Below are 11930 nucleotides of genomic sequence, written 5' to 3'. Positions count from 1 at the left end.
AGCAAAACTTAACCTAAATTATTGGAGAAACAATGTGAATTACAAAGAACTCAATAAAAGCTTAAAAAATAGAGAACTGAGTCCAGTCTATCTGTTTACCGGTCCGGAACAGTACATCGGCCATATGATGGAAAAAACACTGATCGGAACAGAATTGGCCAAGGGATTGGAGCCCTTGAATTTGACCACCTATAGCGATAAAAATCTGGATGTCTCAGAATTGTTGGCTACCTGTGAAACCCTGCCGATGATGAGCAATAAGCGGATGGTGATTGTCCGGGAAGAGGCCCAGTTGGATAAGATTTCCGATAAAAAGGATTTGGATCGGATCGCAGCCTACCTGGAAAAACCCTGTCCATCGACACTCTTAATTATCTACTGGGAACAACCGGATAAGCGTAAAAAACTGTATAAAAGTCTGATCAAGACAGGTACCCTGGTGGTGTTTGAAAAACTGGATGCCAGCGACCTTAAGGCCTGGATTACCCGGCGGGTTAAAAATGCCAATAAAAAAATCAGTCGCAGTGAATTGGAGCTGTTTATTCAGCGTTCGATGTATTTGATGAATGAGAAAAAAACCATGGAGATGGTCGACAATGAACTCAACAGTCTGATTGACTATGCTGGGGATCGCAATGAAATCACCAAAGAAGATATCCTGCTGATCTTACCGCAGTCGATTGAAGAGGGGATTTTCAAATTGATTGACTATGCCGTCAGCGGGCAAAAAGATCAAGCCCTGCTGATGCTGAATCACTTTTATCTGGAAGGTGAATCCCCTTTTGGGGTCTTTAGTCTATTGCTTCGGCAAATTCGGATGCTGCTGATGGTTAAAATATACAGCGCCCGGGGACTGCCTGCTAAAACAGTGGCTTCAGAAATGAAGCTGGCCCCATTTATCGTCAATAAGCTGTTAAAAACCGGTAAGCATTATCCGATTGACAGTTTATGGGAAATTATGCTACTTGGAGCCGACCTTGATGCTCAGATGAAACTGGGGGAAATCGATCAGAATTTTGCCCTGGAATTATTTTTAATGAAGATTGGATAAAACCCAAATGCTTTGGATCAATGCGCGGGATTATTAAAAAGGATAGACATGCACCACTAATGAACCCTTAGTTATTGGTGGTGCGGTAGGATTGCGATAACCGCCAGTTTTGTAGCAAATTTTTTGCACCGACAAAAAGTTTGGTTGTTTTTAAACAATAAAAAAAGATGTACCTGAGTAAGTACATCTTTGGATAGACCCTAGAGACACGGGTTTTGGGAATATATAAATGAGGTAATTAAGCAGTCATCTTGTTTAAGATTCTAGCCAAAGTACTTTTTTTACGCGCTGCTGTGTTTTTATGTAAAACACCTTTTGTAACAGCCATATCAAATTTCTTTGTTGCTAAACGAAAAGCTTCCTGCGCTGCTTCGACGTTACCTTCAGTAACTGCAAGTTCAAATTTCTTCACGGTTGTCTTAAGATTAGTTTTCACCATCTTATTTCGCAGACGACTGATTTCATTTGTTTTAGCTCGTTTCATAGCCGATTTAATGTTAGCCATGGGTTCACCCCCCTCATTTATTTATAACATAGCAATTCTAACACATTTACAGTGACTTATCAAGAAAAAACGTGACAAAAAAAATATTTCTTGATAGAATATTGATCTAGGTATAAAAACAGGAATTAAAACATAATTTAACCATTGATATAGATTTGAAAGGTGAGGACAAAAAATTGACAAACAAACAAAAACATACCCGAAATTTTTCGATTATTGCCCATATTGATCATGGCAAGTCAACTCTGGCGGATCGGCTGATTGAAGACACCGGGCTGATGAGCAAACGGGACATGGAAGAACAGTTTCTGGATAATATGGATATTGAGCGGGAGCGGGGCATCACTATCAAGCTGCAGGCGGTTCGGCTGCTGTATACTGCTGATGATGGCGAAGAGTATATTTTAAATCTGATTGATACCCCGGGTCACGTCGATTTTACCTACGAGGTATCTCGTAGTCTGGCTGCCTGTGAAGGGGCCTTGCTGATTGTGGATGGTTCTCAGGGAATCGAAGCTCAAACCATTGCCAATGTTTATCTGGCTATGGAGAATAATCTGGAGGTTATCCCGGTTATCAATAAGATCGACCTGCTCAGTGCTGACCCGCAGCGGGTCAAGGACGAGATTGAGCATGTGATAGGCATTGAAGCTCAGGATGCGCCGCTGATTTCGGCCAAAGCCGGGCTCAACATCCGGGAAGTGCTGGAGGCGATTGTCAAAAAAGTACCGCCACCTGATGGTGATGTGGATGCACCGTTGCAAGCGCTGATTTTTGACTCCTATTATGACCAGTATCTGGGGGTTATTGCCTCGGTTCGGGTCGTTCAGGGGAAAATCCGCAAAGGCATGAAAATTGATATGATGGCTGTCGGTAAAAGCTTTGAAGTTAATGAGGTTGGCGTCTTTGGAAAAGGTCTGTTTCCCATGGATGAGCTTTGTGCTGGTGATGTTGGTTATGTCAACGCCGGGATTAAAAATGTCCGGGACACCCGGGTAGGGGATACCATCACCGAAACTAATAATCGAGCCAAGGAACCCTTGCCGGGTTACAAAAAAGTAACCTCCATGGTTTTCTGTGGAATTTATCCGGCTGACGGCTCCCGTTATGAAGATTTAAAAGAGGCCCTGGCTAAGCTACAGCTTAACGATGCCTCACTGCTTTATGAGGCCGAAACCTCAATGGCTCTTGGGTTTGGCTTTCGTTGCGGATTCCTCGGATTGCTGCATATGGAAATTATCCAGGAACGACTGGAACGGGAATTCAATCTGGATCTGGTGACGACGGCCCCCAGTGTTATTTACAAAGTCATCAAAACCGACGGTACTGAGTTATGGGTGGATAATCCCACCAACCTGCCCAATCCGGTTGAGATTAAAACCATGGAAGAACCGATTGTCAATGCTGACATCATGGTGCCCTCTGAATACCTGGGGGCGATTATGGAATTGTGTCAGGAACGTCGGGGTGTTTATCTGACTATGGATTATGTCGAAGAAAACCGGGTGATCCTGAAATATGAACTGCCCCTGAATGAAATCATTTATGATTTCTTTGATGCCCTGAAATCCCGAACCCGGGGCTATGCTTCTTTTGACTATGACATCAAGGAATATCGGCCCTCGGATCTGGTTAAACTTGACATTCTGTTAAATGGCGAACTGGTGGATGCCCTGTCCTTTATTGTCCATCGGGATAAGGCAGCAAACCGGGGACGGGGGATTGCCAAAAAATTAAAAGAAGAAATCCCCCGACAGATGTTTGAAATTCCGGTTCAGGCAGCCATTGGCACCAAGGTGGTGGCCCGGGAAACGATTCGAGCGATGCGAAAAGATGTTTTGGCCAAGTGCTATGGCGGCGACATCAGTCGAAAACGAAAACTGCTGGAAAAACAAAAAGAAGGTAAGAAGCGGATGCGTCAGGTTGGTAACGTGGAAGTACCCCAGGAAGCCTTTATGGCGGTTCTTAAACTGGATTCCTGATTTAATGAAAGAAAAACCGGATTGGATGAAGAGCTCGTCCAATCCGATTTTTTATATTTTTGTCAACGGGAAGAAAGATCACGATAGTATTCAAAGGCTTCGGCGCCAGTGAACTTTTCGTGAACAACCTTGCGGATGCTCTGAATCATTGCCACCGGGTTGGCGGCCTGGAAGACATTTCGGCCCATATCCACCCCAGCAGCGCCTTTTTGAAGGGCTTGGTAGGTGATTTCAAGAGCTTCCTGCTCAGGAACCTTTTTGCCACCAGCAATGACAATCGGTACCGGACAGGCAGCAGTCACTTCTTCAAAATTATCGCAGTAGTAGACTTTGACAATCTGAACCCCGAATTCTGCCAGCATCCGGGTGGCCAGGGAAAAGTATTTGGTAGTGCGTTCCATCTCTTTGCCCACCGCCACGACGCCCAGGGTCGGGATGCCATAACGGTTGCCAGCATCGACAGTTCTGATGATGTTTTCAATGCTCTGGCATTCGTGTTCCGACCCGATAAAGGCTTGAATCGCCATACAGGTGGCGTTCATCCGAATCGCATCTTCGATATTGACGCCGATGATTTCTTTACTCATATCTTCTTTGAGCACTGAACTACCAGCGGAACAGCGCAGGGCAATTGCTTTGTTATGATCCGGTCGGATACAGGTACGCAGGGCTCCCCGGGTGGCCATCAGCACGTCCGCATAGTCCTGTAGAGGGGGGATGGCCAGGTCCATTCGCTCCAATCCCTGAGTGGGGCCCATGATATAGCCATGATCGAAGGCCAGCATGACGGTATGACTGCTGACAGGATCAAAAATTTTTGATAGCCGGGTTTTCATCCCCCAGTCGACATCGTCCATCCCTTTAACGTGGAAACTCCGTTTTTCCATGGGGTGGTCAAAACTAAAATCTTTGGCCTTTTTGATTGAATCCTGATCTGCCATAGTTATCGACTCAAATAAGGCGTTTTAGCCGGAGCTTCCCAAAAGGCAAGTTTTTCCGGATCCATCCGGGCAAAGAAAAGCTGGAAACCGGCCTGTTCCTGAACCGTTAAAACCTCTTCAACCCAGCTGGCCACAATCTTGATACCTTTTTCGCTGAGGTATTTGTGAACCCGTCGGAAGACCAGTAGCATTTCCATGATGGTGGTGGCGCCGGTACCGTTAACGATCACCATCACCTCTTCTCCCGCTTTCAGATCGAGATCGTTAAGGAGGGCATCGGCCATGATCACCGCAGTTTCATCAGCGCTGGCCATTTTTTGGCGACCGCCGCCGCCTTCACCATGCTGACCCATCCCAACTTCCATTTCATCCTCGCCGAGATCCGCAAAGGATGCGCCATTTTGTGGATGGGTAGCCGTTTTGCAGGCCACTGCAATGGTCGCCATATTGTCGGCAAAATCCTGGGCAATGGCGGCTACCTCGGCTAGTGATTTTCCCTGGGCGGCAGCAGCGCCACAGATTTTATAAAGCGGCACACAGCCGACCAGGCCACGACGGTTGGCGGCGTCAGAGCGGGGGGCATTGGCAATATCTTCCTGGGTGACCACTTTAATAACATTTAGTCCCAGTTTTTCGACCTCTTTCATGGTTCGGTCACCGGCTAGCATATCACCGGCATGGTTTAAGACCACCAACAGCACGCCTTTGCCCTTGTCAGCCAGTTTTAAGGCTTCCACCACGGCTTTATAACCGGGGGCCGCAAAAATATCGCCAACAACCGAGATATCGATCATCCCTTCGCCGACAAAGCCTTCCAGAGCTGGTTCATGACCGGCGCCACCGATGGTGACAATGGTAACCCGATCGGCAGTGGCCAGTCCTTTGTTGATGATCAGGTTGTGGTCAGTCACCTCAAGAATGCTGGGGTTTGCCAGGGCCAGGCCCTCTAATAATTCCGCCGTAATATTATCTGGATTGTTAATAAATTTTTTCATCGTCATGGTTTTTCCCCCTTATTTATTTAAATTTGATGAGTGAGAATGGTTATTTCATTTCCATCAGTTCAAGAACGGTACCGTTAACTTTGACAAAAGCAATATCCAGATGGTCATCAACCGTCATCCGTTCATTTAGAACAGTCGCCTGGTGATCCTTGATAAAAGCATCGATGTTGGGGACTTTATAGGCGATGTGGGTAAAATTAACCACATCCGGATGAAACGGAGTACCCTCTTCAAATCGCAGATACTCAAATTTGAAAGGATTGTTATCCGGTCCGGAGATGTGAACCTTTAAACCCTCGGCATAAAACTCCTCTAAAACCGGTTCCTTAACGGGAACCCCGACGTGCATGATTTCGTACATTTTTTTCTCCCTTCAGATAATAAATATTATACAAAATATCCTGTGGCCAGTCCTTCATAGAAATAGGCGAAGGTGACTGAACCGGGATCTTTATGACCTAAACAGCGGTCGCCAATGTAGCGGGCTCGTCCATATTTTGCCAGCATTCCGGCGGTGTTATCAGAACCGCTTCGGGCTGCCCGGGCAGCTTCTTCCAGCGTTGTTTTCATATCGGTAGTGGAATTGCGGATCACTTCAGTAGCCGGAGCGATGGCATCCATCATCGTTTTATCCCCAATTACTGCCTTCGAAGTTGTGAAGAACTCGTCATAGGCACCAAGTAGAATCTGCTTGATAAAATCATCGGTAGTTGGCGCATCGGATTCAGCAGCTTCTGCCATGCCATAGACAAAAGCTGCAAACAATGGCCCGGCGGAACCACCGCTGACATCTTCCAGGGCATCCGTGAGGGATTCCAGGCCGTCTTTCAGGTTGGTGGTTTCATTCCAGGGCTCAATCTGGTCAAACATCACCTGGGTCAGCTTTTTCATGGTCGTACCATGATCTCCATCGCCCAGAGCACAGTCCAGATCAGTGAGGATATCAACATGATCGGCTATTTCCCGGGCGGCAGTAAGGAGCATCGTTTTGATTTTTAATGGTTCAAGTGGCATTGGTTCACCTCCACAATCGTTTACATCTTCGCCATCAGTATAACAAGTGTCAGGAGGCAAGTCAATCAAAAATAGCATATGTTAGCATTAAAGTAGATAAATATTTAATAAGTAACAAAAAATCGAAATATATTGACATATGATAACTATTGTTATATATTAAACAATATAAAAACTGACATTTGTAAAGAAAGTGAAGCAACGAGATGAAAGAGAAAGAGTTATTGCGACTGATCCAAATTTCAAAGTTATATTATGAAGAGAATAAAACTCAGGCAGAAATCGCCCGGATCATGAATATTTCCCGCCCGTCAGTGAGCAATCTATTAACGAAGGCCAGAAAAGCAGGGGTCGTGAAGATTGATATCATGTCCTATGATCACTCCCAAATGGGCTTGAGTCAGTCACTGTGTCAACGATTCAATCTGAAAACCTGTCATGTAATGGAGTCTGGCGAAGATTTTCACCAAACGGCAGCAAGGGTCTTGATGGAGTATCTTGCTAATGCCAGAGTGTTGGGTTTGGGATGGGGTTATAACATCAATAGAGTGATCGAGGCTTTGCCCCAGGCAAAGACTGGCGAAACCGCCCAGGGTATCGTCTGTCCGCTGATAGGAACAGCAACAGTTCCGCATCGCGGTTATCACCCCAATGAATTGGCCACCGATTTGTCTCGTAAGACTGGGTTTCAGGCGGAATACCTGATCAGCCCAGCCTTTCCCACCACAGAACAAGATCAGGAATTATTTATGAATACCACGAATTATCATACTATTCTTGAGCGGTGGCGAAAAACCGATACCGCCATTATTACCCTGGGCAGTTTTCCTCTGGTACCAGATCATGGAACAGCGCTGCGGTTTGGCAAGAAACTGACGCAAGAGAAAGCGGTCGGGAGTCTGCTGTCTTACTTTTTTAATTTGCAGGGCGAGCGTATCGAAGGGGATGATGATTACGCCATCCAGATTCCCTTACGGCTTTTGGCTCGGATCAAACATGTTATTGGCATTGTTCCGCCGGAGTCCAACACCAGTGCGGTCATCAGCTGCTTGCGAACTGGCTACATCAAACATCTGGTGATTGCTGAGCAAACTGCCAAGGACGTGATCGATCAAAATCAAAGCAATTGATAAGGTCAATTCTAATAGGTTAGTCTTGCAATAATGAGGATTTGTGGGTACAATTTAGTATAGAGATCAATTTTCGAATTTGATTTCAGATAAATTTTGAGAAATGTGTTCTCGATGATCAGAATAACCATGAGCTTGATAAATATAAAAAAGAACACATATGAGGAGAAACTGAGATGTTGCATATTGATCGTAGAAAAGAAATTTTAAATACAATTATGAACAAAGGTTCGGTTAAAGTTGCCAGTCTTTCGGAGAAGTATGGTGTGGGTGAGGCGACAATCCGTCGGGATTTAAAATATCTGGCCGAGGAATATGGGATTACATTATCTTATGGCGGTGCTTTCAGAAAAGAAAAAATAAACTATCAGACGACCTCGGAAATGGATATTTATAAAAAACGGACCCAGAATATTGAAGAGAAGCGGTTAATTGCTCAAAAAGCGGCAAAAATCATTGATAATGGCGACACCATTGCACTTAATGCCGGAAGCACAGTGGAGCTGATTCTTGACTATATCGAAGATATTCAGGATGTCAATTTGATTACGCTTTCACTGAATGTGGCCTTAAAAGCCTCGGCCATTTCTGGAATAACAGTCTATATGCCGGGAGGAAAGCTACGTAGTTTTTCTGGTGCCTTTTATGGGAAAGAGGCAAATGAGTTCCTAAAAACATTTAATATTGATAAGGCTTTTATGGGCGTCATGGCAGTATCGATTGACAAGGGGATTACCCATGGGGCGTTTGAAGAGGTAGAAATCAATCAAACTATTTATGAAATCAGTAGTAAATGTTATCTTTTGGCAGATTATTCGAAGTTTGATAAGGTTGCATTGACAAAAATGGTTGATTTAAATGTATTTGACGGTTTTATTCTTGACGATAAAACTCCGGAGATTTATCGGGAATATTGTAAGAGCAATAACATCGAAATTATATAAAGATAATAGTTTCAATTATGGTATTGTATTAATACTTTGGGACGCATCGAAAATGACGATGCGTTTTTTTGTTTGATGAAAGGATTTTTGGAAAACGACAGTCAAATAAGATGCTATAAATTCGTAAAAAATAAACATTGAATTAATTAAAAAAAGCATATTTGTTCGATTAAATCAAACATATTAACATAAAGTTACTATAATGTTAACACAAAACTATCATAAAATATTGACAAGAAGATGATGTCGTGTTATATTGTAGTTGAAATAAGCGGTAAAGTAAAATATTTTACGAAATAAAAAATCGAGGCCTCGAAAATATCTAAGAAAACTGCGAATTAATTATGTGTTGAAAGAGAGGAAATAATGAATTCAAGAGAAAGAGTGATGGCAGCAGCCAATCACCAGGAACCAGACCGGGTGCCAGTTGATATGGTACTGACGATTGATGTGTACCGCGATATGAAAAAGCTATTGGATATGGAATATTTGCCAGAGAACCCCAGGATGGGTCGATGGACTGAAGTTCAGATGCCAATTGAGATGATCAAAAAACTCGGGATTGATATGTATTACATTTCCCCGCGATCCGGTGTTTCGGTTCATACCAAGAGTTTTGAAGACGGCAGTTTTACTGATGAATGGGGTTGTTACTGGAAAAAAACTGCCATTGATGGCGGACATTTCTACTTTGAACTGGTCAATCCACCATTGGCACATGCAACATCTATTGAAGACTTGGAGAACTATGTCTGGCCGGATCCTGAAGATCCAAAACGTTACGCCGGACTAAAGGAAGAAATGAACGAGGTTCGGGAAACGACGGATCTCGCAATTCTGGCAAAATTTGCTGGAGCGGTCTTTGAACTTGCAACCTATATGCGGGGCCACGAGCTTTGGTATCGGGATATCGTCAATAATCAGGAATTCGCCCATGCTCTAATGGATAAAATCTGTCAGATTCAAAAACGCACCAATGAAGTTATTATGGCTGAGGTCGGTGAATACGTTGACATTTTAAGACTCAGCGGAGAAGATCTGGGGATGCAGGATCGTCCACTGATGTCGCCAAAAACATTTAAAAAAGTTGTAAAACCCCATTTAAAAGAACATTTTGAACATGCCAAAAAGACCTTGCATCAATACAATCCGCAAGCCAAGATTATGCTGCATTCCTGTGGAGCTATCAAACCATTTATCGCAGATTTGATTGATTGCGGTGTGGATGTGCTTGACCCGGTTCAACCAGCAGCAGCTAATATGAATCGTTATGAATTGAAAAAGGAATTTGGGAACGACATTGTTTTTCATGGCAATATTGATATTCAAAAGATTTTGCCTTTTGGTACAAAAGAAGAGATTACCCATGAGGTTCGTGATGCGATTAAAGCTTTAGCACCTGGCGGTGGATTTTTATTATCCCCGGCGCACAATGTACAGGGTGATGTCAGTGCAGAAAATCTGGTTCACATGGTAAAATGTGTTCATAAATTCGGAAATTACCCCATCAATTTAGAATAAAACGTATAAAAAAGGACAGGTGAAAAAATTGGAGATTTTAAAAAAAATTGCAGAGACGCTTTATGACGGCGACGAACGGGCCATGCCGGGTTTAGTTCAGGAAGCCATTGATGCCGGTTGCGATGCTCAGGAAGTTCTTGATGCGATGATGGCGGGGATGGCGATTGTTGGCGAAGAATTCAGTCGTGATGAACTTTATATCCCGGAAGTATTGTGTTCATGTCATGCGATGATGGAAGGATCGAAAGTATTAAAACCTTTATTAACCGATCAGGACTCGAAGTCGCTGGGAACTGTTATTCTGGGCAGTGTTCAGGGAGATATGCATGATATCGGGAAAAACCTGGTGGGGATGATGCTCGAAGGTAGGGGCTTAAAAGTAATTGACATCGGCATTGATGTGCCAGCCGAAAAATTTGTTGAAGCGGCCATTGAGCATCACGCTGACATTGTCGCCTGTTCGATCTTGCTCACCACTACCATGCCAGAAACTCCAAAGGTTGTTAAAGCGTTTGTCGATGCGGGCATTCGCGACAATGTCAAAATTATGATTGGTGGCGCACCCATCACACAGGATTTCTGTGATCGAATGGGATGTGATGCCTTTGCGAAGGATGCTGGTGGTGCAGCTGCTCTGGCTGTTGAACTGTGCCTAAAATAACAACTAGCTAAATCAGAATAAAGAAAACCAATTGTGGTTGTTGCATAAATCACTTTTGTAAAGTAAAAATGCAACAACCAGTACACAGGAGAAGACATGATAATTATCGGAGAAAAAATTAACGGAACCATTCCGTTGGTCAAAGACGCTATTGAAAAAAGAGATTCCGCTTTTATCGCAAACCTGGCGATCACGCAGGCAGAGGCGGGTGCAGATTATCTTGATGTTTGTGCCAGTACCGCACCGGAACTGGAGATCGAAGCCCTGAAATGGCTCATGGATGTTGTTCAGGAGGCCACTGAGACACCACTGTGCATTGACAGCCCCAACCCCCGGGTTATTGAAGCTGTTTTTAAATATGCGAAACAACCAGGATTGCTGAATTCAATTTCGGGGGAGGGAGATAAATGTGACGTGTTGTTGCCGTTGCTGGCAGGAACCGCATGGGAAATAGTCGGCTTAACCTGCGATGATCATGGAATTCCCAAAGATGTTGAAACGAAGGTAAAGATCACCGAAATAATGGTTGAAAAAGCAGCAAAATACGGCATTGCACCGGATCGGATTCATCTTGATCCCTGTTTATTGGCACTGGCGACTGATAACGAATCGTTTATAAATTTCATGGCGGAAATCAGAGCGATCAGAGCTGTGTACCCGGACATACATATTACGTCAGGATTAAGTAACATTTCATTTGGGTTGCCAGGACGGGCTCAGGTTAATCGAACCTTCATGGCACTGGCAATTCAAGCGGGAATGGATTCAGCGGTAATGGATCCAACGAACAAAGATATGATGGCAACAATTTTTGCGACCGATGCGCTACTTGGACAAGACCGGAATTGCCGAAGGTACAGTAAAGCATTTCGTACCGGGATCATTAGTCCAAATAAAAAGAAAGTCTGACGGACGTACGTTTTAACGAAATGAATCATGTCAATCTCTGAAGTTGCCTTGGAATAGATTGGATGCTAAAAATCAAAGTGTTAATTCAGTTAGCCCATGCCCTCCAATTTATTTGTTTGCATTCCCTATTTTGCAATCAAAACAAACCATTATTTTTCATTCTAAGGCAACGTCAGGGATTGACTTATCGAAACGAAGATGTAAACGTTTGTTTGCGATTAGGACCAATGAATATACGCAGACATTTTAGTAGATCATGTTAGGAATT

General features: G+C 43.9%; 12 protein-coding genes. 7 read left to right on the top strand and 5 right to left on the bottom strand.

Annotated features, from left to right (window positions below; all coding sequences use genetic code 11):
* Positions 1 to 34 precede the first annotated feature (34 nt).
* A complete protein-coding gene (gene holA / locus B3F51_RS09500; protein ID WP_286946755.1) occupies positions 35 to 1051 on the top strand; it encodes a DNA polymerase III subunit delta in 1017 nt (338 codons plus the stop codon).
* A gap of 238 nt (positions 1052 to 1289) precedes the next feature.
* Here the strand turns inward: holA and rpsT are convergent, their stop codons facing one another.
* Positions 1290 to 1556, bottom strand: coding sequence for a 30S ribosomal protein S20 (rpsT, locus tag B3F51_RS09495; protein WP_070372062.1), 267 nt, complete (start codon positions 1554 to 1556; stop codon positions 1290 to 1292).
* A gap of 176 nt (positions 1557 to 1732) precedes the next feature.
* On the opposite strand from rpsT, the gene lepA reads away from it, so the two are divergent.
* On the top strand, positions 1733 to 3538 hold the full coding sequence (gene lepA, locus B3F51_RS09490; RefSeq protein ID WP_070372183.1) for a translation elongation factor 4: 1806 nt from the start codon (positions 1733 to 1735) through the stop codon (positions 3536 to 3538).
* A 62-nt stretch (positions 3539 to 3600) separates the two neighbouring features.
* On the opposite strand, the gene lsrF is transcribed toward lepA, so the two are convergent.
* The 4 genes from lsrF to B3F51_RS09470 are packed head-to-tail and all read right to left on the bottom strand — an operon-like array spanning position 3601 to position 6497.
* Positions 3601 to 4479 (bottom strand): 3-hydroxy-5-phosphonooxypentane-2,4-dione thiolase, encoded by an 879-nt coding sequence (gene lsrF, locus B3F51_RS09485; protein WP_148638315.1) that lies wholly within the window; start codon positions 4477 to 4479, stop codon positions 3601 to 3603.
* A 2-nt stretch (positions 4480 to 4481) separates the two neighbouring features.
* Positions 4482 to 5480: a dihydroxyacetone kinase subunit DhaK gene (locus tag B3F51_RS09480; RefSeq protein WP_148638314.1), complete on the bottom strand. Its 999-nt coding sequence runs from the start codon at positions 5478 to 5480 to the stop codon at positions 4482 to 4484.
* A 43-nt stretch (positions 5481 to 5523) separates the two neighbouring features.
* The gene (locus tag B3F51_RS09475; protein WP_070372059.1) at positions 5524 to 5844 is read right to left on the bottom strand and encodes a VOC family protein; all 321 of its coding nucleotides are present in this window, start codon (positions 5842 to 5844) and stop codon (positions 5524 to 5526) included.
* A gap of 26 nt (positions 5845 to 5870) precedes the next feature.
* The gene (locus B3F51_RS09470) at positions 5871 to 6497 is read right to left on the bottom strand and encodes a DAK2 domain-containing protein (RefSeq protein ID WP_187389314.1); all 627 of its coding nucleotides are present in this window, start codon (positions 6495 to 6497) and stop codon (positions 5871 to 5873) included.
* A gap of 206 nt (positions 6498 to 6703) precedes the next feature.
* Between B3F51_RS09470 and B3F51_RS09465 the strand changes: the two genes are divergently transcribed.
* The 5 genes from B3F51_RS09465 (at position 6704) to B3F51_RS09445 (ending at position 11662) form a co-directional block, all read left to right on the top strand.
* The gene (locus tag B3F51_RS09465) at positions 6704 to 7627 is read left to right on the top strand and encodes a sugar-binding transcriptional regulator (protein WP_286946751.1); all 924 of its coding nucleotides are present in this window, start codon (positions 6704 to 6706) and stop codon (positions 7625 to 7627) included.
* 176 nt (positions 7628 to 7803) lie between these two features.
* Positions 7804 to 8571: a DeoR/GlpR family DNA-binding transcription regulator gene (locus B3F51_RS09460; protein ID WP_070372056.1), complete on the top strand. Its 768-nt coding sequence runs from the start codon at positions 7804 to 7806 to the stop codon at positions 8569 to 8571.
* 366 nt (positions 8572 to 8937) lie between these two features.
* Positions 8938 to 10092 (top strand): uroporphyrinogen decarboxylase family protein, encoded by a 1155-nt coding sequence (locus tag B3F51_RS09455; protein WP_228879409.1) that lies wholly within the window; start codon positions 8938 to 8940, stop codon positions 10090 to 10092.
* Positions 10093 to 10111: 19 nt separating this feature from the next.
* A complete protein-coding gene (locus B3F51_RS09450) occupies positions 10112 to 10753 on the top strand; it encodes a cobalamin B12-binding domain-containing protein (RefSeq protein ID WP_414632369.1) in 642 nt (213 codons plus the stop codon).
* A gap of 96 nt (positions 10754 to 10849) precedes the next feature.
* Positions 10850 to 11662 carry a methyltetrahydrofolate cobalamin methyltransferase gene (locus B3F51_RS09445; RefSeq protein ID WP_286804795.1) on the top strand — a complete coding sequence of 271 codons (813 nt, stop codon included), beginning with the start codon at positions 10850 to 10852 and terminating at the stop codon, positions 11660 to 11662.
* Positions 11663 to 11930 lie beyond the last annotated feature (268 nt).

Source organism: Acetobacterium sp. UBA5834 (genome assembly GCF_002435675.1).
Classification (GTDB): Bacteria; Bacillota; Clostridia; order Eubacteriales; family Eubacteriaceae; genus Acetobacterium; species Acetobacterium wieringae.
Note: the sequence above shows the minus strand (reverse complement) of the source record. Positions and strands in the feature narration are given on the sequence as shown.

What these genes read in the sequence shown, in the direction of transcription:
- B3F51_RS09465 (WP_286946751.1), top strand. Translation starts at nt 6,704, where the DNA reads ATGAAAGAGAAAGAGTTATTGCGACTGATCCAAATTTCAAAGTTATAT.
- B3F51_RS09445 (WP_286804795.1), top strand. Translation starts at nt 10,850, where the DNA reads ATGATAATTATCGGAGAAAAAATTAACGGAACCATTCCGTTGGTCAAA.
- lsrF (WP_148638315.1), bottom strand. Translation starts at nt 4,479, where the DNA reads ATGGCAGATCAGGATTCAATCAAAAAGGCCAAAGATTTTAGTTTTGAC.
- B3F51_RS09475 (WP_070372059.1), bottom strand. Translation starts at nt 5,844, where the DNA reads ATGTACGAAATCATGCACGTCGGGGTTCCCGTTAAGGAACCGGTTTTA.
- B3F51_RS09470 (WP_187389314.1), bottom strand. Translation starts at nt 6,497, where the DNA reads ATGCCACTTGAACCATTAAAAATCAAAACGATGCTCCTTACTGCCGCC.
- B3F51_RS09455 (WP_228879409.1), top strand. Translation starts at nt 8,938, where the DNA reads ATGAATTCAAGAGAAAGAGTGATGGCAGCAGCCAATCACCAGGAACCA.
- B3F51_RS09480 (WP_148638314.1), bottom strand. Translation starts at nt 5,480, where the DNA reads ATGACGATGAAAAAATTTATTAACAATCCAGATAATATTACGGCGGAA.
- B3F51_RS09460 (WP_070372056.1), top strand. Translation starts at nt 7,804, where the DNA reads ATGTTGCATATTGATCGTAGAAAAGAAATTTTAAATACAATTATGAAC.
- rpsT (WP_070372062.1), bottom strand. Translation starts at nt 1,556, where the DNA reads ATGGCTAACATTAAATCGGCTATGAAACGAGCTAAAACAAATGAAATC.